Below are 24,083 nucleotides of genomic sequence, written 5' to 3' on the forward strand. Positions count from 1 at the left end.
TTCTCGCCTATCCCGGAGTCGCGGCCCTCGATGTCACCGGCCCGGCGGAGGTCTTCGCTGCCTCGGCCCGGCTCTCCGGGGTGGCTATGAGCTCGTGCTCCTTGGCACGAAGCCCGGGCCCATCCCGACCGTTTCGAACATGGCGCTGCATCCCGCGGGTGTCATCTCGGAGGACCTCGGGAGGATGGACACCCTGCTCATCGCCGGCAGTCCCGGCATCCCCCCGGTCATCAAGGACTCCGAGGTGCTCGAGTGGACACGCCGGGAGGCCCCTCGCTGCAGGCGCCATGGTCCGGCAGCACGGCACCGGTCCCGCGGAGTACCGTCACTCCGTGAAGGGGGCCCCTTCGAGCGCTTCGCAGAAGTCCAGGGGGCGGAAGCCGGGGAGGTGACGCTGGCCGACGTCGGAGAGGAAGTTGCCGAAGGTGGTGTGGGCTTGCGCTGGATGAGGCCGCAGAGCACCTGGACGAAGTCCCGCTTGAAAGCCAGGCGCGGGAAGGCCGCGACGACGCCCGCGAGGCGCTCGTGTCCGACGAGCTCGGCGCCCTTGCCCACCACGTTGACGCTGATGCCCAGGTGGGTCAGCGCGACCTCTGGCTCCTTGTGCTCCGCGATGCCCACCGAGGTGTGGAGCGCGACGGCATCCCACACCCGGGAGACCGTCTGCCGTGGGGCACCGCGCTGGACGAGGAAGTCCCGTGCGGCATTGGCGCCGTCCACCTCGAAGCGCAGGGCCCCCTCGAAGCGCTCGGTGAGGCCGAGGTCGTGCAGCACCGTGCCCAGGTACAGCACTTCCGAGTCGTACGTGAGCCCTCGGGCGCGGCCGATGAGCTCCGCGAAGACATAGGAGCGCAGCGCATGGTGGTAGACGAGCGGGCTGGAGACGTCCCGTACCAGCTCCGTCGCCTCACGCGCGAGCTTGCTGTCGGGGATGCGGACGCCGGCGACTTCCTTGTGCATGGGGTTTCCCTTCTGTGAGAGGAATGCCCCCATGCTGCCGCCCGTCGGCGCACCGGGACGGACGAACCGGCATCAATTCCAGCCAGCTCACCCCGTCTGACGCCATCCTGGATACCATCCCGGCGCGCTCATGCTCCCGGGGGAGACGGGCGGCTGGATGCCGCGCCAGACGCAGGCACGGGGGCTACTCGCTCAATGCCCCGTCCTCAACGTCGGCCGGCTGCGCGGGAGACAACCCTCACGTCACAGTTCCCGCGCCTTGACTCCGCCTGATGAACTCGGGAGGGAGCTCATGGATCCGTCCAGCCTTGCCACCAGCATCATCGGTATTCTGATGCCCTACGTGTCGAAGACCGCTAGCGACTTCATCAGTACTGCGGGGGAGGTGGCCTATTCCAAGGCGAAGTCGATCTTCGCGAAGCTCAAGGACAGGTGGACGGGTGACCAGGAAGCGTCGCGAGCGCTGGAAGGTTTCCAGCACAAGCCGGATCGCTATCAGCTGGTGCTGCAAGATGTCCTGGGGGAGAAGCTGTCACAAGACGGCTCGCTCGCCGGGGAACTGCGCCAGATGGTCGAGGAGCTGGGGCCCTCGCTCCAGATCTTGATGAAGGCGGAGGAGCTCGAGGATGGCACCGGCTTGGAGTCCCGCGAGTTGCGCTCGGGGAGGATCGGCATCGAGCAGGACGTCCGCAGAGGGACGAAATTGATCGGAGCGAAGATCGATCGGATCGGTTGAGCGGGGGGCGTGGAGATGAAGTGCTGGAACTGCGGACACGAGCTGCCGGCCGGTGCGGAGCGTTGTCCCGTGTGCAAGAGCGTGCCTGCGGAGATCCCGCGGACAACCGGTGCGCGAGTCACCATCGACCAACGTGTCGGTTATGTCGAGAAGGGCAAGGTGACGGGTCTCGAGGTCGGCCATCTCCAGGGAAGCGTGATGGTCGTGCAGGGCAATGTGATCCAGCTCAACGACCCATCGCCCGAGGTGCTCGAGCGTTTCGCCTGGATGCAGCATCTCCCAACCGAGGTGAAGCCGAGATCCTCCAAGGGGAAGGGTCTCTCGCCCATTGACGAGGAGCGCCTGGCTCGGGTGGAGGAGGACATGCGGAGCATCCTGGATCGTGTCCACGCCGCCGAGGCGAGGGGAATCCAGGTGGAGAGGATCCAGGCTGGTCCGGTCGAGGTCTCGCGCGTCGAGCTGCTGGTGAAGCAGGCGATCCTCGCCAAGGATGAGGCGTGGGAGATGTTTTTCGAGCACCTCTCGAAGCAGAAGGACAAGATCGAGCAGCTCAAGCGGAGAGCGGACGTGCAGGGAGGGAGGACCGAGGTGGATCTCGCCGACTTCATGGAGGGATTCGATCTGGAGGCCTACCGCTCGAAGTCCCGAGCCAGGTACCGGGAGGCCGAGGCGCTCCTCCGAGAAGCCAACCGGCTGGAGCCAACGAACACCGAGGTGCTGCTCCACCTGGCCCAGGTGCTCGAGGATCTGGACGAGGATTCACCAGAGGTCGTCAGCTTGCTGACCCGGGTGCAGCGCTTGTTGGATCCTCCGCGCAACGACCGTGACCGCTTTCAGCTGGCGCAGGCCCAATTCCTCATGGCGACCAGGGGGGAGTGGGTGGATCCAGATCTGGTGCGCAGCGCGCGTGGCATGTTCGCTCAGCTTGGCCGGAGCGACTGGGTTCATCAATGTGAGCTCCTGCTGACGTCACGCCACACTTCCCGGGAGCTTCCCGTCTTCCAACCCGTGGGAAGCTGGCTCATCCAGAGCTCGACCGGGCGTACCCTGTACGTCAGGCTCCTCGCCGGAGGGACGATGCAGGGGACGTATCAGGCCCCTCCCTGGAATCTCCAGGTGGGCTTCAGCGGTCACTGGGCCTTCGAGCCACGGCAGCAACTGCTTCATCTCCAGGGAATGGTCTCTGGGCTTCCCTTCATCCATCGGATCCAACTCCAGGGGATGCAGGCGGGCAATCCCTACGGAATCGGCTCCGATGGGCTGACGTATCGTCTGACGCGCCTGGAGCAGGCGGGAGGGCTTCAGCCTCTCTCTGCGTTGTGAGCCTGACCTGATTTTGTGGACATACCACCCGGAAGGGTGTCAGACGATTCGTATCCAGAGCACCATCCACGCCAGCTGCACGAATTGAACGCACAGCTGGCGAACCGGGCGTGCCTGCTGATGGGTATCAGGGAAGGCCGTCATGGCCATTCAAGCGGCGGTGGCCTTCGACAGGACGTGGCTGACGACGGCCACGTGCACCGCCAGGGTTTCGAACTTCCGTCCCAGCGCCTTGTCGACCCGGAGCTGCCGTCCCAGGACCTCGCGGTCCATGCCCATCCCCTCCGCGAGGCTGTCGAACAGCGCCTCCACCTCCTCGCGCTCGGGCTGGATGCGGGCCTTCTCGGCGATGGCCCGGAGCCCCAGGGCGAGCCGCAGCCGGTACTCCACCTCGAGCCGGGTGGAGACATCCGCCAGCCAGCCATCGAGCGCCTCCCGGAGCCGCTCGGGAGGAACTCCCAGCTGGACCAGCACCGGATGCTCACCCTCCGCCCAGCGCTGGCGAATCTCCTCGTCCACGAGGCTCCGGGGCACGTCCACCCGTGTGCGCCGCGCCACCTCCTTCAGCACGCGCGTCTGGAAGTCCAACTCGTACGCCGCGTTCCGCTCGGCGACGAGCTCCCCGGCGATGTGCTCCATCACCTCGTCGAGCGTGGAGCCCCGGCCGAGCGCTTCGAAGAGCTCCGGAGACTCCTCGCCCAGCGGCGTCACCTCGCGGGCCGCCTTGAGCTCCACGCCGAACCGCACGGGGACGCCCCGGAGTGACTCCACCGCGTAGTCGTCGGGAAGGACGAGGTTCACCGCGACGCCCTCGCCCACCCGGACTCCCACCAGGGACTCGAAGAAGCCGGGGAACAGCGGGTCCGGCGTGGCCTCCGTCCACCAGTCCGCGCGGGCGGAGAACGGAATGAGCCTTCCGTTCGCGAAGCCGATGACGTCCAGGAGCACGTCATCTCCTGGCGCTACGGCCTCGCCCGGCTCGCGCTCCCTACGAGGCGCCGCCGCGCGGCACAGCGCATCGAAGCGCTCGATGAGGGCCTCGGGCGAGATGGCCGGGAGCGCCGGCATCTTCACCTGGAGCCCCTCCAGCGAGGGCGCCTCGCGGAGGGTGGGGAGCCGGGGGGGGGCCATGTCGCGGAAGGCCAGCGCCCCCGGCGCCCTGTACAGGAGCCCCATGCCCTGCAGCTCCCCCATCGAGAGTGGCGGGCCCTTGTTCTCAGTGTCGGTAGGGGAGTGCATGGGTTCCTCCTAGAAGAAGCTGCCAACGAAGTCCGAGACGGAAGAGACGGCCGCGCCGACCTGGCTCACCACGGGGATGTTCGTGGCCGCGGCGATGGACCCGAGGGCGGTAATCCCCGCGGTGATTATCTCGCCCGGGTTGGAGCTCTTACTGTTCCACGTCGAGATGGCCTTGGCGGTGTCGAAGGCGGCGATGGCCACGTTCGCGCCGGGCACGAAGCGTCCCGCGGCCTTGGCGAGACCGGAGCCCGCGGCCTTGGCACCAGCATGGATGCCAGCCTTCAGCGCATTGTCGGCGGCCTTGAATCCCTTGTCGGCCCCCATGCCGAGCACTTTCCTGGTCTGGTTGGCGCTATGCTGATGCGCCGTGGAGCCAATGTTCTTCGCGGCGGTTCGGTTCTCCAGGTAGAGGTCATTGAATTTCTTGCCATTGAGCTCGTCCCCCGCATCCACCTTGTTGAAGGTTGTCTTGGCGATGTTGTGGGCAAGACTACGCCGTCCCGTGTCGTTCAGGCCGGGGGCATCGGCCTTGAGGGAATTGCTGGCGGCCCGGTATGCACTCGCGTACTTCTGGAGGTCACGCCCGGTCTCGAGCCCGGCCTTGGCGGTCTCCGTTACGGTCTTGCCGAAGTCGCCCAGATCATTCAGCGCCGCGTTCCGCTCCTCCGCGGTTCCGTTGGTCAGGCCACCCGTGGCCGCATCCCAGGCCTTGGCAAGCTTCCCATCCCCGACCCCCTCCTTGCCCATGGCGAGGCCCGACACGCCCGTCCCGAGCTTGATGAGGTTGTTGACCTTGCCCGCCCACCCCATGCGGGTGTCCAGGTCCTTGGGGTTCTTCCCGTCCGCGATGGACTGGGTGAAGTTGTCCTTGATGCCCAGGCCCAGGCTCTTGGTGCGGCTGTTGCCGGCCTCGCGGTTGGCCTTCCAGGTCGCGGCCCGCTCCTTGCCGTCCTGGTAGTTCTGGTTGACGGTCACCGACGTATCCAGGCCCTTCGTGAGCGGGTTCTCCTTCTCCTTCTCCTTCTCCTCCTCCTTCCCGGTCTGCGCGGGCTGCTGTCCCGCCGATGCCGGCTGCGTCCCCGGGTTCTGGACCTCGATCTTGGGCTCGTGCCCGGGGACGTAGGGCCCCATCTGCTTCTTCGTGCCGTTGGCGCCGCCGGTGCCGGGGGCCGCAGGGCCCTGCGTGCTCGCACCCGGCGCCCGGGGCCCGAAGGTGTCCACCGGCTGCAACTGGGTCGTCGTCTGGTTCTTCTTCGGCGCCTGCATGCCGGGGGACGTGTTCTGGCCGGTGGCCGGGGCCTGCTTCTTCTGCTTGGCCTGGGCGGGGGGCGGGGGCGGGGGCGGCTTCTGCTGGTTCGAAATACGATAGGGGTCCATATGTGCTCCTGTGGGCGTGTGTCGCGGGAAAAACTCCCTCGACACACATGATTCTCGAAAGGCCCAGCCACACAGTTGCGCCTCGACATCCACATTTCTTGACTTGTCCCACACCTGGGTTTGTCCAGCAGCCGCGTCCTGCGGGCTCACCGGGCCCTTTCAGGGTCCGATCGGACAACCTCAACTCGAAGAGGGCTCCCTCACCGGAACACCCGCCCACTCCGACAGCTTGCTGAACACGAACGACGCGGTGCTGGCCGGGCGAGTGCGCGACGTGCTCGAGCGGGTCATGCGCTGGGCGGCCATCTGCGCCCAGCCGTGCTCCCGGGCCACCTCGCGTGCCCTCAGTCCCATGCGCTCGCGCAGTGGAGCATCCCCCATCACAAAAGAGACACGGTGGAGGGCGCCCCAAGGCCTTGGCGAACCAGGCTTCTTCTTTCGTGCGGAGCCGATCCAACTTCCGGGCCGCGGACTCGGCGCGGGAGGGGTCCTCCGTCAGGCCCAGCGTGGTCGAGATCTCAGCCCGAGACAGCTCACCGGAGAGCTTGCGGCCGATCCCTCAACAGGGCCCCCATCCCGCCATACGCGGAACTGCGGTTGTCCGAGGACCACGAGGCCTCGTCCAGCGCGAAAGTATGGCGCGGCAGCCCGGTCCAACCCACTCGCGGCGTGCGCTCCTTCGTCGGCTCCTCCCACGCTGCTGCCACGCCTGCCCGCTCGCTTCTTCAGACTTCGGCTCTGCTCCCAGCTGAGGCCTGCTCCCTTTCCTCGGCTCCTCCACCATCGCGGCCAAGGACTGCCCCTCCTCCTCCGGCCCCTCCTCCACCCCTGCTTGAGGCGGAGGTGGTCGGAAAGCAGGTCTGGCCGCACGAGTGCGGGTCCGGCGAGTTCACACGTGGCACGTACAAAGGCGAGCCAACGCTGATGGTCGAGAGGGTCCCCGAAGCCAGGCGAGCGGCAGTAGCCCCCCACGCTCTTCTTCCAGGTGATGGAAGCGCGAGGGTACGATGGCCGGAACACGCGGCGAGAGCACATGAGCGCGCTGCAGGGGTTCTGTCTCGATGATGCTCGGCAAGTATCAGCTGGTCAGCAAGCTCGCCTCCGGAGGCATGGCGGAGGTGTATCTCGCCAGGGCCGAGGGCCCCATGGGCTTCGCGAAGTCCCTGGTGGTCAAGCGCATCCTGCCGCACCTGGCGGAGGACCCCCAGTTCGTGGAGATGTTCATCTCCGAGGCCCGGCTCGCCGCGCAGCTCGACCATCCCCACATCGTTCAAATCTTCGACTTCGGGGAGGTGGACGGCACCTGGTACCTGGCGATGGAGTTCATCGACGGGCTGAACCTGCGCGTCCTGGCGCGGCACGCGAAGATCACGGGCATGCTCCTGCCTCCCTCGTACTGCGCGAGAATCATCGCCCATGCGTGCGATGGTCTGGCCTTCGCGCACGACAGCAAGGACGCCATCACGGGCGCACCGCTGGGGCTCATCCACCGCGACATCAGCCCGGACAACATCCTCCTGTCGCGCCAGGGCGCGGTGAAGGTGGTGGACTTCGGCATCGCCAAGGCCGCGGGCCAGGGGCACAGGACCGAGTCGGGCGTCCTCAAGGGGAAGATCGCCTACATGACTCCGGAGCAACTCCGGAACATGGCGCTGGATCGCCGGGTCGACGTGTATGCGCTCGGTATCGTGCTCTACGAGCTGCTCACGGGATACAAGCCGTTCGACACCACCTCCGAGGCCAGCATCGTACATGCCATCCTCCATGAGCCGTTCGTTCCCGCCGTGGAGCGGCGGCCGGATCTCCCTGCGGCGATGGGGCGCATCCTGGAGCGGGCCTTGGCCAAGGATCGTGAGCAACGCTACCCAGACTGCCGGACCCTCCAGGCAGATCTCGAGGGCTTCATCCTGTCGGCCGGCGAGCCCGTCGGCGCATGGAACCTCGCGCAGCTCGTGGCGCGTGTGATGGCGACCTCCGCGAGCCCGGAGGCAAAGCTCGTCTCCGCAAACGAGCCGGAGAAGACAACACCCGCGAGGAAGACTCCGGAGAAGACAACACCCGCGAGGAAGACTCCGGAGACGGCAATACCGGAGAGGACGACCCCGGAGACGACGACCCCGGAGACGGCAATACCGGAGAGGACGACCCCGGAGACGACGACCCCGGAGACGGCAATACCGGAGAGGACGACCCCGGAGACGACGACCCCGGAGACGGCAATACCGGAGACGACGACCCCCGCGCGCCCCGCGAAGCCCACGCTCGAGATCCGTCCGGTAGGGAATGCACAAACCGGGAGGCGTGGGTCCTGGACGGGCCGCATCGCCGCGGGAGTGGGCGCCGCGGTACTGATCGCCCTCGCAGTAGGTATCGTCATGCGCGACGAAGCCCCCGCGAACGCGAGGCCCGAGGTGACCGGTCCGACCACGCCGGTTCCGCTCTCGGAGGCTCCGGTTCCCAAGGAGGTGGGAGGGCCCGCGCCCTCCGAGTCTCCCGCGCCTGCTCGGGACGAGCCACCGCCCGAGCCCACTGACAAGACTCCCGTGCCGGAGTCCTCGGAACCTCCGGTGGTCGCGCAGATGTCTCCGGAAGCCTCAGCGCCCGAGCGTCCGAAGCCTTCGCGAGGTTCGAGGGCCCGCGCCACGCCTCCGGAGACATCCGTGCGTATGGGCACCGTGGAGTTCCGCATCTGGCCCTATGCCACGGTGTGGCTCGATGGGAAGCGCCTGGGGGAGACGCCGCTCGCCCCCGTCGATCTTTCCGCGGGAAGACACACGGTGAAGCTCCTCAACGAGGAGCTTGGAAAGAACGTCACACAGCAGATCGAGGTTCGGGCCGGCGAAACCTTCGTCTTCAAGTACAACCTGCGCGCGGAGTGATGAATCGACAGGCGGAATCCGGAACCTCGTTGAGGACGGGCTCCTCGCGGCGGTGAGACTGCTTCGAACGCTTTGAGGAGTGCCTGGCGAAGGCTCGAGCGCCTGGGCCGGATGCGTCGGACTCCACGCATCGGCCTTGCCAGCACACGCCCTGCACATGTGGAGGATGTGCGAAATGTCGGCAAATGTGGCCCAGGACGAAACTTTGAGGTGGGTAAATGGATAATGCTGTGTGTGGTGGGGTCTTTTCTCGCCACATGTGCCCACTGGAGCCCATATGGTGCCGAACCCGTCGACGACCCCCCGAAGGACTCCTTCGGGTCCGCAATCGCTGGCGCCACCAACGCGAAGACGCCGCCTGGAGCCGGACTCCCCCGGCACAAGGATGACGAACGTCAAGACTCCGCTGCCCGGTGACGAGGAGGCGCCGAAGGGGCTCGAGAACCTCCGCCAGGCTGGCAACGGTCGCATCAAGAGCGTGAGGGAAGGAACGTACCGGGCTGCCAACGACTAGCGTTCGAGGGCTGGCTGAAGGATGCGTCCACCCGGCTCGAGCTCGAGCGGCGGCTACGGCTCGCCCTGGGGCTCTGGGCCATTGCGGAGCGAGACCGCATCGGTCACGCAGGAGTCGACGAGCTCCGCATCGCAGCAGGGCGCACACTGGCCTGGCCAGGGGTCGCGGGGGCCTTCCGGGAAGAGCGGGTTTCCTTCTTGTGTCAGTCCTCGAAATCACTCATGGATTCGGTCCGGGGAGGAGTTCATGCACATCAGGATGTCATCCGACATGCTTGTACGATCCGAGGAAATGGCCAGGCCAGGACTCGGAGTATCATTGAGTCCAGGCACACTGGATGAAACGATCATCCGAGGAATGAAAGCGGTGCTGCTGGGGCTCGTCCTCATCCTCCCCGCGACAGCGCGCGGAGAGATTTCCAAGAGCGTCCGGACATACCTCCTCTCCACGAGCCGGTTGATCGAAGACCTCGAGTACGAGCGAGCGCTCGAGCAAATCAACCGCGCGAAGAAGGTGGCGCAAGGGCCGGATGATGACGTGGCCCTGTCGCTCTATGAGGGCATCGTGCTCGCGGAGCTCGGCCGAGGCAAGCAGGATGAGTCCAACGCCGCCTTCAAGGCAGCGCTCTTCCTCGATCCCGATGCCACACTGCCACTCCAGGTGTCCCCGAAGCTGAAGAGACGCTTCGAACAGGTGCGCAAGCAGGTCCAGCGTGAGCTGACCGAGAAGAACAAGGAGGAGCCTCCGACATCCAGGGTTGTTCCGTCGACGGTGGCGCCGTCGCCGCAGAGCCCCGCGCAGCCGCTCCTCGCTCAGCCCGCGACCGAGGTGTCGTCTCGTGGCGTCGGCCTGCGCAGCCGAGCCCTCATTCCCGCCATCTCGGGGGGCGCGCTCGTGGTAGCGGGCGGCGTCTCGTGGGCTCTGGCACACGGCCAGAAGTCGAAGCTGCGCGACCCTGACAGCCCCTTCCGTTCGCGTGAGGAGGTGGATGAGGTGGCCTCGCGCGGGAGGACGTACCAGACGTTGGGCGTGGGAATGTTGGCCGCGGGCGTGGTGGGCCTGGGCGTCGCCACGGGGATGTACCTGCTCGGTGCGCCAGGCGAGTCCATGTCCCTGCGGCTGGGCACGGATGGAACGTCCGCCTTCGTGTCCGGGAGGTGGCCATGAGAACGCCGGTTCGTTTCGTCCTGGTCTCCATGATGCTGGGGCTGGCGGCCTGTGTGGCCGGATGCATCGACTTCCCCACGGAAGTGGGGAACGTTTGCAAGAGGAACCCCCCCCTCTGTGGCGAGCAGTCTGATGGAGGGGATACGGGCGGGACAGGTGATGGCGGGAAGCCGGACAGCGGGACGGACGGAGGACAGCCGGAGCCAGAACCCGGACGATGGGAAGAGCGCGACCTGATGCACTCGGCCAGGAAGGGGCACACCGCCACGCTGCTTTCTGACGGAAAGGTATTGGTCGCGGGTGGATTCAACCAGTCCACGGTCGTGGCGACAGCCGAGGTGTACGACCCGGAGAAGAACACCTGGACGTTGGTGGGCTCCATGAAGCAGGTGCGTGCCGACCACACGGCGACACTCCTGCGCGATGGCACGGTGCTCGTGGCGGGCGGGCGGAACGCGAACGATGAGGCCACCGCCACCTCCGAGCTGTATGACCCGGGTTCTGGGACCTGGACGTATGTGGGTCCGATGACGGGCGCGCGGGCCGTCCATGCGGCTGTCTTGTTGTCATCGGGGAAGGTGCTGGTGGTGGGGGGAGGAATCGATGGCGATGGCGGACTTAACTCCGCGGAGCTGTATGACCCGGGTTCTGGGACATGGAGTGAGGCGGAGAGCATGCCCGTGGCCCACAATGCACCTACGGCCACCTGGCTGGATGGAGGCACGGTGGTTGTCATTGGGGGCTTCAAACTGAGTGGGCCTGTGTTCACGGTGGAGGAATACAGTGAGTCCACGGGGCATTGGACCACCTCCGGGAAGCAATCACCGACGCCCCGAGAAGACCACACGGCCACGTTGCTTCCCTCGGGCCGCATCCTCGTCGCGGGCACGAGCAGGAACGAAGCCCCGGGAAATAGCGTCGACATCTATGACCCGAGCACCCGGTCATGGGCTTCGGCCAACCCCATGCTCAATGACCACGCGGGTCACATTGCCGCGCTTCTGCCTTCGGGGAAGGTGCTGGTGGCGGGCTCGAGCTCGCCGTCAGGGCCGTCTCTATCCGTAGCCGAGGTGTATGACCCGGGAACAGACAAATGGGAAGCCGCTCCCCCCATGCGGCGCGCTCGGGCCTACCACGTTGCAACCCCTCTGAAGTCGGGCGAAGTCCTGATCACGGGCGGCCTGAGCAATGGCTCCCCTACGAACACTGTCGAGGTCTACATCCCGTAACACAGCCCAGGTCCCTCCACCGTGAAATCCCATCCATGGTGGAGGGACGGTGGCCTCGAAGGGGCCAGGACGGCCGTATGCACGGCCGGCTCTTCCGGGGCAGCGCCGTGTTGCGCTGCATGGATCCGGCAAATGCGCCAGAAATGGCCCACGCAACTCTGTGGACGAATGTCGGATAAAGGAAGTGTAGAGCACACCTTGGGGATGTCCATGGTTCTCACGCTTCCGACCCTGTCCGCTTTGCTCTCGAAGGAGGAAGGACTGGCAGGCCCAGTGGCCACGGCCGGTCTGTCCGACGAAGAGCTGATGCTGCTGTTCATCCAAGGGGACACGACAGCCTTCAACACCCTTTTCCAGCGCTATGCGCGGGCCATGAGGGCGTATCTCCTCCGGCTCTCAGGACAGGCCAGCGCGGCCGATGACCTGGTCCAGCTCACGTTTCTCTCCGTGGTGCGAGCCCGAGGACGATTCCGGGCGGACGCGCGCTTCAAACCCTGGCTGTATGCCATTGGAACCAATGTGGCCCGGAACTGGATACGGCGTCAGCGGAGGCAGGAGGCGCTCACGGAGAGTCTGCCGCGGGTGGCGGAGTTGGAAGACTCGCCGACACATCACCTGGGCATGAAGCGAAGGGTTCAGGAAGCCCTGGCGAAGCTTCCGGAAGGGCAGCGCGTTCCCATTGTCATGCACCGCTTCCAGGGGCTCAGCTTCGCGGAAATCGCCATGGCCATGGGCCTCACGGAGGGCGCGGTGAAGGTCCGGGCCCACCGGGGTTATGTGCGGCTGCGCGAGTTGTTGACGATGTCGCGAGACGAGGACGAGCTCCGCTCCAGCTGGCTGGAGGACCGATAGCAGGGGGCTCGTGGGAGGCGTGATTGCCTGCTCGAGGCGGGGTTCACCCATCCACCAGCGGAGGTCGGCATTGAGCGTCAACCTGCCCCCGAGCCGCTGCGGGATGATGCCCTCCCCATTGCGGAGCAGGACGCCGTCCCGCCCATTCTCAAGGAGCAACATGGCTGCTCGAAGCATGAGCTGCCGTGCTTCCTCGAACAGCAGCTCACTGTTGTAGTCCAGCCGAACGCCTCGGCCATGCCGGCCGGCGCACCTCCCGTGCCGCCGCCCCCGCCTCCGTCCGAGGCGTCCGTACCCGCGTCACTCCGAGGCGTCCGTGCCCGCGTCACTCCGAGCACGATCATCGGAAAATGTAGCCGCATGTAACCACTGGAGGCTTTGGGGCGTACGGGGGGAGTCACAATCACACATCTCCCGGAGTATCGACCATGGCACTTGTTCAGCCCCCATCCTCCAGCCCCGCCCGAGTGACGCCCCCAACGCCGAAGCCGTCGCCGAAGCCGTCGCCGCAGCCGTCCGCGCAGAATGCGCCGGCTCCCAACACCGCGGCTCCTCCCGCCTCGCAGCACCACCGGGACGCCTTCCAACCCCCAGCGCGCGATTACTCGCGGCTGAGCTGCCCAGCGTCAATTACTTTTTCCCCTTGGCGACAATTACACTTCCCCATCGGGTTGATGCCCTGACTGCGTTCACTTCGTCGTCGCCGTAGTCGTCGTCACGTCCATCGAAGCCTCTGGGTCGGTCACCTCCTGTGCTGTGGGCAGGGCTGTGGATGAGGGGGGCCCGGGGGGAGACTCAAAACCTGTGGACAGGCTGTTACTCGTCCCCGGGCGCCTTGCGCGGGGCCTTGTCGGCCGTCTCCCGGCTCCTGGCCTTCTCGCTGCGGTAGCTCTCCCCGGTGAGCTCCAGAATCAGCGCGTGGTGCACCACCCGGTCAATCGCCGCCGCCGTCGTCATCGCGTCCTTGAAGATTCGGTCCCACTGCGAAAACACCAGGTTGCTCGTAATCAGGACGCTCCTGCGCTCGTAGCGCTGGGCCAGGAAGGTAAACAGCACCTCCATCTCCTCCCTGTCCTGCTGGATGTAGCCGATGTCGTCGATGATGACCGCGTCGTACCCGTCCAGCCGCCGCAGCTCCTTCTCCAGCAAGAGGCTCTTCTTGGCCGAGAGCAGTCGCTGCACCAGCAGCACCGCCGGGATGAAGAGCACCTCGTAACCGCGCTGCACCAGCTCGTGGCCTATGGCGCTCACCACGTGCGTCTTGCCGCGGCCCGGCAGCCCGAAGGCCAGCACGTTCTCCGCGCGCTCGACGAAGCCGCCCTCGCACAGGGCCGGTAGCTGGCGGCGCACCTTGGCCGGCAGCTTCTCCTGCTCGAGCGTGGCGAGCGTCTTGTCCGTGGACAGCCCGAGGCCTTGAGCAGTCGCTCTATCCGCCGGCCCCGGCGCTCGCTCAGCTCCAGCTCCACCAGTTGGCGCAGGTAGTGCGGGCACGTCCATCCCTCCTGCCCGGCGCGCCTGGCCAGCTCCTCGTGGTGGGCTGCAAACGCAGGCAGCTTCAGCGCTCGCAGCAGCATGGCCAGCGTCTGCTGCTGCTCGTCGGCGGCGCTCGCCGCTGCTCGCAGGGACGTGGAGGTGGTGCTCATGAGGCCACCTCCCGCTGCGCCACCAGCAGCGCGTCATAGCTGCTCAGGTCCACCTCGGGCTGTGCCAGCTCGGGCACCTCGGGCCTGGCTGGCGCCACCAGCGCCTTCACCTGCTCGGCACCGCGCAGTCCGCCCTCGGCCAGCAGTCGCGTCAGCACCTGCTCCACCTGGGACTCCAGCGTGGAGGCCGAAAGGTGAAGAATCCGCAGGTACTCCACATCCGCGGCTCTCCCCTCGTGCACCCGCTGCAGCTCGTCATACGCCTGGCGGAATACCAGCGAGGGGAAGAGGTCCTCCCGGTAGCGGTACTGCGCGAAGGCCCCTGGCTTCTGCACCAGCGACCAGATGATGTGCCGGTAGTTGATGCGGTGTCCGTTGCGGCCCACCAGCCTGTCCACCACCAGCTGCGGCTTTCCCGCGTGCAGCACCTCCAGCCTGTCGTCGTACACGCGCACCCGCACGCGCTGGCCCACCAGCCGCGAGGGTACCGAGTACGTGTTGTGCTGCACCCGGATGGTGCTCCATGCCGTGACGACTACCTCCAGCTCGCTGTACTCCACCAGCCGCTGCACCGACAGCGGCCTCATCGCCGCGAGCTCCTCCTCCACCTTCGCGCCGCGCAGCCGGTTGGCCTTCTCCAGCACGCTCTGCACCCAGCTCTCGTACGCCGCGGCGCTCTCGAAATCCCGGCTGCCGCGCATCAGCAGGTGCTGCAATAGCCGGCGTTTGAGCGCGCCGTTGAGCGCCTCCACGTCCCCGTTCTGCTCCTTCTTCCCCACTTCAATGGTGCGCGGCTCCATGCCCAGGTGCTTCATGAGCGCGAGGTACTCGGCGTTGAAGCCCCGCTTGCCGTTGCGCAGGTCGTGCGTGGCGCTGGTGGAGTTGTCCGTCTGGTGGTAGCGCGGCACCTTCCCCAGCCGGAAGACGGCCGCCTGCACTCCTCGCTTGATGGCCGCCATGGACTCCGAGTGGCACACCGTCGCCCATTCCCAGTTGGAGTAGGGCAGCACCGGGTGGCACAGCAGGTGCGCGAAGGGCTCGCCTCCCACCGTCACCTCCAACTCCTTGGCCCAGGTGAAGTCCGTCTGCATCGCTTCCCCGGGCCGATGCTCCTGGGCGAAGAACACCTGCTTCTCCGGTCCCTGCTGCGCTCTCCACTGGCGCACTCGCCGCTGCAACGTGCGCAGCTGCCCCGGCTTGTAGCGGCCCGGCTCGCGAGCACACAGCTCCTCGAAGAGCGTCTTGGCCTCCAGCTCCGGCGCCTCCTTCAGCCGCTCGGCCAGGCTGTCCCACTGCTCCTCGAACGGGTCCTCCCGTGTCCTCCAGGTGCGCTCCTGCTTGAGCTCCGAGGGGAACTTCCCCTCCTTCACGTACTTGCGTGCCGTCTTGCGGTCCATCCCCGCCCGGGCCGACGCCAGCCCGAGGCGACCGTGCTTCGCCATCTCTTCCATCAGCTTCCTCACCTGGGCATCCGTCGTCCTCACCCGTCCATCCGAACCTCCGGAGTCACCGGGTTTCTACCGACGGCTGCCGTCACTCTGGATGGGGAGGTGTAATTGTCGTTGATGGGGAGGTGTAGTTGTCGCTGAGCAGCTGAGCGGCTCCGGCGTGGCTCCCCGTACGCCCGGTGGTGTCGTGCCTACGCCTTCGCCCGCGCCCCAGGCGCCTTCGGGCGCCGACTCGCGGCCCACGTCTTCGCCCTCGCCCCAGGCGCCCCCGCCGGCGCCCCCGCTGGCGTCCCAGAGCTCCTACACGCGGCCCACCCAGCAGGCGGGGCAGCCTCAGCCGAGGCCCATGCGTTCTCCCAGCCTGTCGGACTCCCTGCCCCCGCGAGCGAAGAGCCAGCACCCGTTCGATGGAAAGATTTTCGGCGGGGATGGGCGGGTCCACGGGGGAGGCACCACCCTGAATGACGTCAAGGGGACTCTGCCGCAGCCGGGAGCGAAGCCTCCGACCAACGTGGATCCCCGAACCTACGGCAAGGAGGGGAAGCTGTACTTCGTCAATGGTGTGTGGAACACCGTCGCGGACCATCGTGCGAGTCTTCAGAGTCTGGCCAATCGGACGGGCTCCGAGGTGGTGGGTATCTACAACGCCTCGGATGGTACCGTCGAGGATCTCTCCCAGGTGAGCAGGGACAAGCTGGGTGCGAAGGACAACCCCACGACGAAGACGCTGGCCAGTGGGCTCTACAAGGAGCTCCAGGCCGGGCGAAGCCCGCATGTGGTGGCCCATAGCCAGGGGGCCCTCATCACGTCCAACGCCCTGAGTGAGGTCCGAGACCGCCTCATCAAGGATGGCCTGAAGGAGGCCGACGCGGAGAAGGCGCTCTCTCGAGTCAAGGTGGAGACGTTCGGTGGCGCGGCGCAGAGCTACCCGGATGGTCCCAAGTACGTCCACTACGTGAACTTGCTTGACCCCATTGTCAGGGGAGCGGGCCTTCAGGCACAGGGCCTCACTCCGTCCGGGGCGCAGCCGGGTCGAGGCGCGAAGGTCCTCGCCTTCAGCAGCTTCATCCCGGGGCTTCACTCGTTCGCCGACCCGTACCTGCCCAAGCGCCAGCCGTTCGACCAGGTCTACGGCTCGTAGTCCCGAACTGGATGCGAGGCCGCCTCGGACTCGTTCTGGTCGTGCCAGGCGGTCGCATGTGACGGTGCTGCCGCACGAACCCCATTGAAAGACAGGTCGGTCTTCTGGGGTTGTTGTCTTGCTTCAAATAAAAAGCAGCGAGTGCATGCAACTCTTTGAGTGCAGGCACGAAAATAAATACATCCCAATCCCACACAGTCTCTCTTGAAGGAGGAATGCGTCATGTCGAACACCGTTAAGGCATCCCTGGTTCACGTCCGCCCCATGCCCCCGTCCGGAATGTCTCCCGTGACTGTCAATACATGCAATGAGGCGTATAGGCGGGATAGAGGCCATGTTGAGGGTGAGGGCAGGAGCGCAGGAGCCGAGGAGGGCCGCTGACGGGGCCGCCGGAGCAGTACGCCAGGCGGGTGGAGAAGCCGCGCAGCCCCTTGGGATACACGTCGGCCCAGGCCGCCTTCCCATGAGGTGCGCGGCAGGGGACTGGCTCTCTTGGCTGGGGCGGCTTGAGCCTCAACACCACGGGGTTTGTGGGGGCCCTCGCGCCGGGGCCAGCCCCGCACCTGCCGTGGCCAGGCCCAGGTGCTCTAGAATCGCTCGCACTCCACCCCCTCCCTTCACGTACGCCAGCACCCGACGCCTGCCTCCACACCTCACGCAGACGAACACGTCCCACGCGAACGTTCTCCTCAGCAACTCCGCCCAGTCCACTCGTGGCGTCCTCTCCTTCTTCGACTCCTTGCTGACCCCTGCCTGGAATGCCAGGCATCCCTGAGCCATCCCCTCATTTTAGATGAGACCGAAAGCTTCGCGGAAAACGAGCTGCTCACGGACGAGTTGGGCGAAGCGCTCCATGAGCGGACGCAACTCGGCTTCTCGCATCATGGGCAGGGCCTTGTAGTACATACCATCCCTGACGGAAGAGGGAGTAGGTGCGCTTCTTGGAGGTGTTGGCCTTGAGGTAGCGCTCCATGCCGAGACTCTCGCCCGCGGCCCCCAGCAGCGTCAGCAGCGCGCACGCCAGGGCACTGACCAGCAGCAACCTGTCTCGCCTGTCCGTCTCGGCGATGCGCACCGAAGACAGGCCCATACCGAAGCGCAAGTCCTTCACATCCCTGAAACCCTCTTCGATGGTGAAACGGCGGCGGTAGAGCGCGACGACCTCGGCACCGGAGGCATCCACCAGGTTGGTGGCCAGACACCAGGCATCCTTCATGCCCTTCTTCTTCAGGCACACCACGGCAGCCACTTCTGTCTCGTCCGCCGTGACTCGCGCTCCTTTGAGCGTGCGCAGGTGGCCCGACTTCGGCACCCACTCCCCCGCGGGTTTGCGCTCCCCGTCTGTGTTCGTCACCGTGATGGATTTGCGGAAGCGCACCACGTACGAGAAGCCCAACTGCGCCAGCAGCGCATACAGTGCCTGATCAGCGAAGCCCCGGTCGGCCAGTACCGTCACCTTCACCTCGCCCGGAATCAGTTCGCGCAGGCGTAGCAGGACGGTGTCCTCCACGTCGTTGCGCTGGCCCTTGAGGGTGGACTTGTGCACTGTCAGCCACACCAGGGGCGTAGGGCGGCCGTGCTTCGTCAGCAGCGAAGCCACCAGGGTGGTGTGGTCATCATCGTCGAAGTCCGTCCAGTCCAAGGCGATGACGGCCTCGGTGCGCTGGGCCAGCATGTACGGCACCCACAGACTGAACAGGTGCCACACGTTCAAGCCCGCATTGGACAGCAACCTGTCTACCTGCTTCACCCCGTGCTTGCCCTTGGTGCCTCGCGCCACCGCCACGGCCTGCCCGATGGCGTACACCGACAAACTCGCGGCGTGGATGACCCCCAGCGTCGCCAGCGACAGTGACAGCACCCGCTTGGCGTGGACGTCCTCGGCGAAGAGGCTGGAGAGGAATTCATGGACCTGCTGCTCGTTGATAGCTGAAGTACCCACTTCTCCGGTAACGTCCATGACCCTACTGCTCGAACTAAACAGCCTACCGACCCCCTCCTCGCCAGCTTGCTAAATGAGGGGATGCCTCAGGGCCGCGCTCTCAAATCCAAGGTCCAAGTGGCGGCAGGTGCCAGTCCCGCACGCCTCGCTGGACTTGAAGTGCCTGGATTCACTCACGATTCTTCGAAGCGCGTGGGCCGCCAACTCCTCCGGCTGTAACACCCTGGCGGCCCGTGGGTCCAACCTCCAACTCGAACACGGGAGGTTGCACATGAAGGGGTTCGCTCAGAAGGTCGCGGTCATCACCGGGGGCACCAGCGGAATCGGACTCGCCACTGCGCGGCTGCTCGCGGAGGAAGGGGCGAAGGTCGTTGTCTTCGCGCGCTCGGAGGAGGACCTGGCGGAGACGGTGAAGTCGCTCGGCCCGAACGCACATGCGGTGCGGGGGGATGTGACGCGCGGGGCCGACCTGGAGCGCCTGTTCCAGGAGACGCGCCAGCGCTTCGGCGGAATCGACATCCTGTTCGCGAACGCGGCGGTGGTGAAGCTGATGCCCCTGGCCGACACCACCGAGGCGCTGTTCGACGAGCTCGTCACGGTGAACATGAAGGGGACGTTCAATACGCTGCGGCAGGCCATCCCACACCTGAATGACGGCGCGTCGGTGGTGGTGACGACGTCGTGGCTCAACCGCATCGGCTTCGAGGGTTCGAGCGTGCTGAGCATGACGAAGGCGGCGCTCCGTTCGCTCGTCCGCGTGGCCGCCGCCGAGCTGGCACCGCGAGGGATTCGCGTCAACGCGGTGTGCCCCGGCGCCATCGAGACCCCGCTGTGGGGGAAGCTGGGACTCCCCGCCGAGCAGCTCGAGGCCGCGGGGGCGAGCATCACCGCGCAGATTCCGGTGAAGCGCTGGGGCCGCCCCGAGGAGATTGCCCGCGCCGTGCTGTTCCTCGCGGCACCGGATTCGTCGTATGTCACGGGCACGGAGCTCGCGGTCGACGGAGGCCTGCGCCAGGTATGACGTCGCTTGAAGAGAATCCCTTCCACCCCGGCTACGACACCGACGGCGACCACGGCCTCGTGGCGCGCGCGGTCGACGGCAGCAAGGACGCGCTGCGCGAGCTCGTCGCCCGGCACCAGCCCTTCGTCTACAACCTGTCGCTGAAGATGTGCGGGCGGCGGGAGGACGCCGAGGACCTCACCCAGGAGGTCTTCGTGAAGGTCATCACCTCTCTGCGCACCTTCCGGGCGGAGAGTGCGTTCCGGACCTGGCTCTACCGGCTCACCGTCAATCACCTCCTCAAGAGCCGCCGGCGCGGGATGGAGGTGCTGGTCGACGACTTCCAGACCTACTTCGCCCGGATCGCAGCGGTTCCGGACGAGGCGATGACTCCACAGGAGCTGCGGGACGCCGCCGGTACGGTCGAAGAGCTGCGGATTCGGTGCACGACGGGCATGTTGATGTGCCTGGACCGTGAGCAGCGAATCACCTACGTGCTCGGCGAGCTTTTCGGGGTGGACCATCAGCTCGGCGGCGAGCTGCTGGAGATCTCTCCGGGGAATTTCCGCGTTCGGCTCTCCCGGGCGCGCAAGGACCTGTACAGCTGGATGAACCAGCGCTGCGGGCTCGTCAACGCGGCCAACCCGTGTCGGTGCGACAAGAAGACCCGGGGCTATGTGCGCAGCGGCGCGGTGGACCCGAAGCACCTCGTGTTCAACACCGACTACGTCGACAGGATCGAGGCCCTCACGCGCAGCGGGTCGTCGGAGGTCATCGACACCGTCGAGCAGCTCCACCAGCGGGTCTTCCTGGAGCACCCGCTCCAGGTCAGCCGCTCGAAGGTGGTCGACGAAATCCTCCGCAACGACACCCTCCGCACGTTCTTCAGCATCTGAACCGAGTACCGCAACCAGGTCGCCTCGCTAAGCGCCCGGACATAGATGTTGATCACCTACGCCGCAGCCCTTGGTGGATACGGCGTAGGGCGAATTGCAGCAGCGCCACGCCGCAGGTGTACAGAATTAATGTCCGGGCGCTTAGCAGCCCGCCGCCCCGCTCGTGCTTGAACAATTTCCCGATGAAGGAATTGAGCATGTCCTTGGCCAGCCGGTACTGTCGACTATGGCTATACAGCTTGCCAGCCCCACAGCCGGTGATTTTCGCCAAGAGGAGCCAGCCTCACGATGACCATCATCATTACCGCCTTTGAACGGTCGCCCGATGGCGGCAAGGGACTAGCGCGTGATATGCGCGTTCGCTGGGCGCTTGAAGAAGTGGGCCAACCCTACGAGGTTCGCCTTGTTTCGTTCCGTGCGATGAAGGAACCCGCGCATCTGCGCCTTCATCCGTTCGGCCAGATTCCAACCTATGAGGAAGGCGATCTCGCCCTGTTCGAGACAGGCGCGATCGTCTTCCATATCGCCGCGCGCCATGCGGGGCTGTTGCCGGACGATGCCAATGCCCGGGCGCGTGCGATCACCTGGATGTTTGCCGCGCTCAACACCGTGGAGCCGGCGATCCTTGAACTCGCAACCGCCACGATTCTGGAGGGCGATAAGCCCTGGAGTAAGGAGCGCCTGCCTCTGGTCGAGGAGCGCGTCCGCAATCGGCTGGGCCAACTTTCTGCTCGCCTGGGCGATGCCGACTGGCTCGATGGTGCGTTCAGCGCGGGCGACCTGATGATGGTGTCGGTGCTGCTCAGGCTGAAATCATCGGGCATTCTGGACGAATTCCCGAAGCTGGCTGCCTATGTCGCCCGCGGCGAAGCGCGGCCCGCATACAAGCGGGCGTTCGCCGCCCAATTGGCGATTAACGCCGGCTAGCCACCAGCCGGCTGACGACCTGGTTGGGGGCTTTCCTTTTTTTCCGTCATTCGAACATCAACGCCGCGTCGCGTGCGGCGCGGCTGCTGACGTGGTGCGTGTCCCTGTACAGCGGCCATCACGCCCCACAAGCCCACGGTGCCGGAACCCTCGCCCCAGGCGATGATCCCACCCTCCGGGAAGAAGACCGCGGGGCGGGTCCGCATCTCGTTGGCCGGTCGAGGTGCTTCAGCCCGAATGTATTTCTCATATTCCATTTCACCACAGCAGGGAAAATCCGGGCAGAACCCCCCCACAAGACCTACTCGAACTGGCTTAGTTCTGATCCCACACGTCCTCCACCCAGCGGAAGGTCACGCGATCTCCACCGGTGAGCCGCTCGGCGAGATTATAGAGCACGTACGATTCGGTGCGATTCCCGAAGGGCTGGACCTTGGAGAAGATGAACATCGAGCCCGGGTTCAGCGTGGTTTCGGTCCACTGCGAGTTGGTATTGCATCCAGCCGTCCGCGGCTGGGGCCAGTTGCACCAGGATTGGCCGTTCTCGTTCCACACGGTCCAGTTATCCGCCACACCGGTGAGCGCCACCTGCTTCCACCACCTCACATTGGGGGCGGACTCCAGCCGGAACTCGATGCCCTCCACGGAAGTGGCGTTGTGCTCGATGGACACGTCAATCAAATCTCCATCGGGGAGCAGAACACGATCCGTTGTCGCGTAACTATTGCAGTAACTACAGCCGAACGGATAGATATCAGTCGGAGAGACGCAACGGGATAGATAGTATGCGTTGTTATTGTACAAGTAACAATCCCGGCAGCTCATGAAGTGGTACGAGGTGCAGATCTGATGGACCGGCGCCGTCCGGGAGAAATCACTCCAGGTAATGAGGTACGGCCGCGAGGCCAGGGCGGAGACGTCCGCTCCCTGCTTCGGAGCGGCCTCATCCATGACGGCCTCTGCTCCAGACAGAACGGCGTCCGCCGAGGGCTCCGTGGGCTCCATCTCCAGGGGGCCACAACCAAACCCTGCCATCAAGCCGAGGCTCAATACCGCGGAAGCAATATGATTTCGCATGTGCATTACCTGTCTTTTCCCCTCTGCGCTTGGAACAAACGCTCCGCAAGGGGCGTCACACCACAGTACAGCGCGGCACGAGCGCACACAGGAGGCATTCCGTGAGTCGCTCCTTCGGTGCAGTGAACAGGCTTTTCGTGACTGTGAACGGGCTCGAGCCCATGCAGCAAGAGTGCTCATACCGACCCAAAAAAGTGTCAAACGATTCGGCGGATGATGCTTGGAGGGCTCCCCCTGGCCTCCAGGCCTACGGCGTCGACTCCGCAGGCTCACGGAGGATGACCTGTGGCGAGCCCCCATCCGACAGACGCGTGACGGCGACGGCCCGTCCGGCCTCCAGGGTGAAGCGCAGGTGCAGGTCGGAGTTGTCCGGGAAGAAGAGCTCCGTCGGGGACAGGGGCTGGATGAGGCCGGGCGGCCCCTCCCCGAGCACGCTGTAGAGGTGACCGTCCTGCAGGCGAATCGTGCGCAAGGCGTCCCCGCTGCGATGGCGCCAGACGAGCGCCTGGAGCGCCGCCGCGGAAACCACCGCGGGCGTGGGCTCCGTCAGGGGTTGACCGATGGTCAGTGCCGCAAGGCGTTTGATCAGCTCGACCACACCTCGAGTTCGCGCGGAATGGAGGCGTGGAGTTCCAGGCGCTCGCCCGTGAGCGGATGCACAAAGCACAGCCGCTCCGCGTGCAGCAGGTAGCCGGTATCCCCGAGCAGTCCCGGATGCTCGGCGCGCGGCACGCCTCCCACCGCGTAGACGGGATCTTCCTCGAGCGGATGCCCGATGAAGGCCAGATGGATGCGGATCTGCTGGGAGCGGCCCGTCTGGATATCCACCTCGAAGAGGGTGCTCGCCGCGCGCCGCTGGAGCACGCGCGCCAGGCTCCGGGACGCCTTCCCGCCAGGCATCGCCATGGGGACCATCCCCATGCTCGGATGCATCGCCTCGCCGATGGGCGCGGTGATGTCGTAGCGATCCTGGGTGGCCACGCCACTCGACAGGGCCCGGTAACGCTTCTCCACCTCGTGCTCGCGCCAGGCGCGGGACAGCTTCGCCGCCGCGTCGTGCGTGCGCGCGAAGAGCACCAGGCCCGAGGTGCCACGTCCCAGCCGATGCAGGGGACTCGCCTCTGGAAAGCGCTCCCGCACGAGGTGGAGCAGGGTGTTCACGAGGAAGCCTCCACCCGGCGTCGTGGGCAGGCCGCCCGGCTTGATGACCGCCAGGAGCGCCTCGTCCTCGTGCACGAGCGAGTAGTCGCGCGGCGTCTCCTTCTCCTCCCAGGGGGGCCGGTTCCAGACGAGCCACTGGCCGGATTTCAGACGCTCCTCGCCCGTCGCGGGGATGCCATCCAACAGGACCTCTCCCCGGGAGAGCCGCTCCCGCCACACCTCCATCGGGGAGTGCCGGTAGGCGGCGACCAGATAGGAGAGCGTGCTCTGTCCTCGTGCCCGGACGCCCAGCTGTTCGCGGTAGGCATAGCCCGTGTTGAGTGCCATGCCGCTACGCCCCCTCGAAGAGGGGGAAGAACTCCCGAGGGACGCGCTTCTCGCGCGGACCGTGCGTGATGTCGCTCATGGACCCAGGTCTGAACGTCTCTTTCGAGCTCACTCCGTGGAAGCGCTTGCCCTCTACCAGGTCTTCGCCGCGGCGAGCGCCTGGTCGAAATCCAGGCCGTTGACCGGCATCACCGCGAGCCAGTTGATGGGCCCCACGACGTCGAAGACGAGGCCCTTGCCTCCGG

21 protein-coding genes and 2 pseudogenes are annotated in these 24,083 nt (G+C 66.0%); 11 read left to right on the plus strand and 12 right to left on the minus strand.

Annotated elements, in window-relative coordinates:
• Positions 1-84 precede the first annotated feature (84 nt).
• On the minus strand, positions 85-960 hold the full coding sequence (locus F0U60_RS15050) for an HD domain-containing protein (protein ID WP_395819794.1): 876 nt from the start codon (positions 958-960) through the stop codon (positions 85-87).
• Positions 961-1,252: 292 nt separating this feature from the next.
• Here F0U60_RS15050 and F0U60_RS15055 point away from each other — a divergent pair, with 292 nt between their 5' ends.
• Complete coding sequence (locus F0U60_RS15055; protein WP_395819797.1) at positions 1,253-1,696, plus strand: hypothetical protein; 444 nt, start codon at positions 1,253-1,255, stop codon at positions 1,694-1,696.
• Between the two features lie 15 nt (positions 1,697-1,711).
• Complete coding sequence (locus F0U60_RS15060) at positions 1,712-3,019, plus strand: tetratricopeptide repeat protein (protein WP_395819801.1); 1,308 nt, start codon at positions 1,712-1,714, stop codon at positions 3,017-3,019.
• 150 nt (positions 3,020-3,169) lie between these two features.
• On the opposite strand, the gene F0U60_RS15065 is transcribed toward F0U60_RS15060, so the two are convergent.
• From F0U60_RS15065 to F0U60_RS15075, 3 genes are all read right to left on the minus strand, one after another.
• Entirely contained in the window at positions 3,170-4,258 is a 1,089-nt protein-coding gene (locus F0U60_RS15065) for a peptidylprolyl isomerase (RefSeq protein ID WP_395819804.1), read from the minus strand.
• 9 nt (positions 4,259-4,267) lie between these two features.
• Positions 4,268-5,635, minus strand: a complete 1,368-nt coding sequence (locus F0U60_RS15070; RefSeq protein ID WP_395819807.1) for a hypothetical protein — start codon at positions 5,633-5,635, stop codon at positions 4,268-4,270.
• A 180-nt stretch (positions 5,636-5,815) separates the two neighbouring features.
• Positions 5,816-6,016, minus strand: coding sequence for a hypothetical protein (locus F0U60_RS15075; RefSeq protein ID WP_395819811.1), 201 nt, complete (start codon positions 6,014-6,016; stop codon positions 5,816-5,818).
• A gap of 680 nt (positions 6,017-6,696) precedes the next feature.
• Here F0U60_RS15075 and F0U60_RS15080 point away from each other — a divergent pair.
• The 5 genes from F0U60_RS15080 (at position 6,697) to F0U60_RS15100 (ending at position 12,276) form a co-directional block, all read left to right on the plus strand.
• Positions 6,697-8,514: a protein kinase gene (locus tag F0U60_RS15080; protein ID WP_395819813.1), complete on the plus strand. Its 1,818-nt coding sequence runs from the start codon at positions 6,697-6,699 to the stop codon at positions 8,512-8,514.
• A gap of 385 nt (positions 8,515-8,899) precedes the next feature.
• A complete protein-coding gene (locus F0U60_RS15085; RefSeq protein ID WP_395819817.1) occupies positions 8,900-9,028 on the plus strand; it encodes a hypothetical protein in 129 nt (42 codons plus the stop codon).
• A 357-nt stretch (positions 9,029-9,385) separates the two neighbouring features.
• On the plus strand, positions 9,386-10,195 hold the full coding sequence (locus tag F0U60_RS15090) for a hypothetical protein (protein WP_395819819.1): 810 nt from the start codon (positions 9,386-9,388) through the stop codon (positions 10,193-10,195).
• Positions 10,192-11,424 (plus strand): Kelch repeat-containing protein, encoded by a 1,233-nt coding sequence (locus F0U60_RS15095; protein ID WP_395819822.1) that lies wholly within the window; start codon positions 10,192-10,194, stop codon positions 11,422-11,424. Before F0U60_RS15090 ends, F0U60_RS15095 begins: the two co-directional genes overlap by 4 nt.
• A gap of 210 nt (positions 11,425-11,634) precedes the next feature.
• On the plus strand, positions 11,635-12,276 hold the full coding sequence (locus F0U60_RS15100; RefSeq protein ID WP_395819825.1) for an RNA polymerase sigma factor: 642 nt from the start codon (positions 11,635-11,637) through the stop codon (positions 12,274-12,276).
• A gap of 60 nt (positions 12,277-12,336) precedes the next feature.
• On the opposite strand, the pseudogene F0U60_RS15105 reads toward F0U60_RS15100, so the two are convergent.
• From F0U60_RS15105 to istA, 3 genes and pseudogenes are all read right to left on the minus strand, one after another.
• A pseudogene (locus F0U60_RS15105) lies at positions 12,337-12,498 on the minus strand (SitI3 family protein); the annotation flags it as partial.
• Positions 12,499-13,092: 594 nt separating this feature from the next.
• The gene (istB, locus tag F0U60_RS15110; protein WP_395819829.1) at positions 13,093-13,767 is read right to left on the minus strand and encodes an IS21-like element helper ATPase IstB; all 675 of its coding nucleotides are present in this window, start codon (positions 13,765-13,767) and stop codon (positions 13,093-13,095) included.
• A 148-nt stretch (positions 13,768-13,915) separates the two neighbouring features.
• Positions 13,916-15,403 carry an IS21 family transposase gene (istA, locus tag F0U60_RS15115; protein WP_395804709.1) on the minus strand — a complete coding sequence of 496 codons (1,488 nt, stop codon included), beginning with the start codon at positions 15,401-15,403 and terminating at the stop codon, positions 13,916-13,918.
• A gap of 310 nt (positions 15,404-15,713) precedes the next feature.
• Here istA and F0U60_RS15120 point away from each other — a divergent pair, with 310 nt between their 5' ends.
• On the plus strand, positions 15,714-16,508 hold the full coding sequence (locus tag F0U60_RS15120; RefSeq protein WP_395819832.1) for a hypothetical protein: 795 nt from the start codon (positions 15,714-15,716) through the stop codon (positions 16,506-16,508).
• 789 nt (positions 16,509-17,297) lie between these two features.
• Here the strand turns inward: F0U60_RS15120 and F0U60_RS15125 are convergent.
• Positions 17,298-18,450, minus strand: a pseudogene (locus F0U60_RS15125) (IS4 family transposase).
• 271 nt (positions 18,451-18,721) lie between these two features.
• On the opposite strand from F0U60_RS15125, the gene F0U60_RS15130 reads away from it, so the two are divergent.
• Together F0U60_RS15130 and F0U60_RS15135 are read left to right on the plus strand one after the other, a co-directional pair.
• Positions 18,722-19,471: an SDR family NAD(P)-dependent oxidoreductase gene (locus F0U60_RS15130; RefSeq protein WP_395819835.1), complete on the plus strand. Its 750-nt coding sequence runs from the start codon at positions 18,722-18,724 to the stop codon at positions 19,469-19,471.
• Entirely contained in the window at positions 19,468-20,346 is an 879-nt protein-coding gene (locus tag F0U60_RS15135; RefSeq protein WP_395819838.1) for an RNA polymerase sigma factor, read from the plus strand. Before F0U60_RS15130 ends, F0U60_RS15135 begins: the two co-directional genes overlap by 4 nt.
• A gap of 52 nt (positions 20,347-20,398) precedes the next feature.
• On the opposite strand, the gene F0U60_RS15140 is transcribed toward F0U60_RS15135, so the two are convergent.
• The gene (locus F0U60_RS15140) at positions 20,399-20,617 is read right to left on the minus strand and encodes a hypothetical protein (protein ID WP_395819840.1); all 219 of its coding nucleotides are present in this window, start codon (positions 20,615-20,617) and stop codon (positions 20,399-20,401) included.
• A 17-nt stretch (positions 20,618-20,634) separates the two neighbouring features.
• Between F0U60_RS15140 and F0U60_RS15145 the strand changes: the two genes are divergently transcribed.
• Positions 20,635-21,273: a glutathione S-transferase family protein gene (locus F0U60_RS15145; RefSeq protein WP_395819843.1), complete on the plus strand. Its 639-nt coding sequence runs from the start codon at positions 20,635-20,637 to the stop codon at positions 21,271-21,273.
• A gap of 315 nt (positions 21,274-21,588) precedes the next feature.
• On the opposite strand, the gene F0U60_RS15150 is transcribed toward F0U60_RS15145, so the two are convergent.
• The 3 genes from F0U60_RS15150 to F0U60_RS15160 form a co-directional block, all read right to left on the minus strand.
• Positions 21,589-22,350 (minus strand): hypothetical protein, encoded by a 762-nt coding sequence (locus F0U60_RS15150; RefSeq protein WP_395819846.1) that lies wholly within the window; start codon positions 22,348-22,350, stop codon positions 21,589-21,591.
• A 247-nt stretch (positions 22,351-22,597) separates the two neighbouring features.
• Entirely contained in the window at positions 22,598-22,948 is a 351-nt protein-coding gene (locus tag F0U60_RS15155; protein WP_395819849.1) for a hypothetical protein, read from the minus strand.
• Entirely contained in the window at positions 22,936-23,838 is a 903-nt protein-coding gene (locus tag F0U60_RS15160) for an RluA family pseudouridine synthase (RefSeq protein ID WP_395819852.1), read from the minus strand. The genes F0U60_RS15155 and F0U60_RS15160 overlap by 13 nt, the downstream gene beginning before the upstream one ends.
• Positions 23,839-24,083: the final 245 nt, after the last annotated feature.

It is taken from the genome of Archangium minus (genome assembly GCF_044360475.1).
Lineage (GTDB): Bacteria > Myxococcota > Myxococcia > Myxococcales > Myxococcaceae > Archangium > Archangium minus.

Bases quoted from the DNA above. Each gene is read 5' to 3' on its own strand.
- F0U60_RS15130 (WP_395819835.1), top strand. From the start codon at position 18,722: ATGAAGGGGTTCGCTCAGAAGGTCGCGGTCATCACCGGGGGCACCAGC.
- F0U60_RS15080 (WP_395819813.1), top strand. From the start codon at position 6,697: ATGATGCTCGGCAAGTATCAGCTGGTCAGCAAGCTCGCCTCCGGAGGC.
- F0U60_RS15050 (WP_395819794.1), bottom strand. From the start codon at position 960: ATGCACAAGGAAGTCGCCGGCGTCCGCATCCCCGACAGCAAGCTCGCG.
- F0U60_RS15055 (WP_395819797.1), top strand. From the start codon at position 1,253: ATGGATCCGTCCAGCCTTGCCACCAGCATCATCGGTATTCTGATGCCC.
- F0U60_RS15120 (WP_395819832.1), top strand. From the start codon at position 15,714: ATGCGTTCTCCCAGCCTGTCGGACTCCCTGCCCCCGCGAGCGAAGAGC.
- F0U60_RS15135 (WP_395819838.1), top strand. From the start codon at position 19,468: ATGACGTCGCTTGAAGAGAATCCCTTCCACCCCGGCTACGACACCGAC.
- F0U60_RS15160 (WP_395819852.1), bottom strand. From the start codon at position 23,838: ATGGCACTCAACACGGGCTATGCCTACCGCGAACAGCTGGGCGTCCGG.
- F0U60_RS15150 (WP_395819846.1), bottom strand. From the start codon at position 22,350: ATGCGAAATCATATTGCTTCCGCGGTATTGAGCCTCGGCTTGATGGCA.
- F0U60_RS15090 (WP_395819819.1), top strand. From the start codon at position 9,386: ATGAAAGCGGTGCTGCTGGGGCTCGTCCTCATCCTCCCCGCGACAGCG.
- F0U60_RS15070 (WP_395819807.1), bottom strand. From the start codon at position 5,635: ATGGACCCCTATCGTATTTCGAACCAGCAGAAGCCGCCCCCGCCCCCG.
- F0U60_RS15095 (WP_395819822.1), top strand. From the start codon at position 10,192: ATGAGAACGCCGGTTCGTTTCGTCCTGGTCTCCATGATGCTGGGGCTG.
- F0U60_RS15065 (WP_395819804.1), bottom strand. From the start codon at position 4,258: ATGCACTCCCCTACCGACACTGAGAACAAGGGCCCGCCACTCTCGATG.
- F0U60_RS15145 (WP_395819843.1), top strand. From the start codon at position 20,635: ATGACCATCATCATTACCGCCTTTGAACGGTCGCCCGATGGCGGCAAG.
- F0U60_RS15060 (WP_395819801.1), top strand. From the start codon at position 1,712: ATGAAGTGCTGGAACTGCGGACACGAGCTGCCGGCCGGTGCGGAGCGT.
- F0U60_RS15100 (WP_395819825.1), top strand. From the start codon at position 11,635: ATGGTTCTCACGCTTCCGACCCTGTCCGCTTTGCTCTCGAAGGAGGAA.
- F0U60_RS15085 (WP_395819817.1), top strand. From the start codon at position 8,900: ATGACGAACGTCAAGACTCCGCTGCCCGGTGACGAGGAGGCGCCGAAG.
- F0U60_RS15075 (WP_395819811.1), bottom strand. From the start codon at position 6,016: ATGGGGGATGCTCCACTGCGCGAGCGCATGGGACTGAGGGCACGCGAG.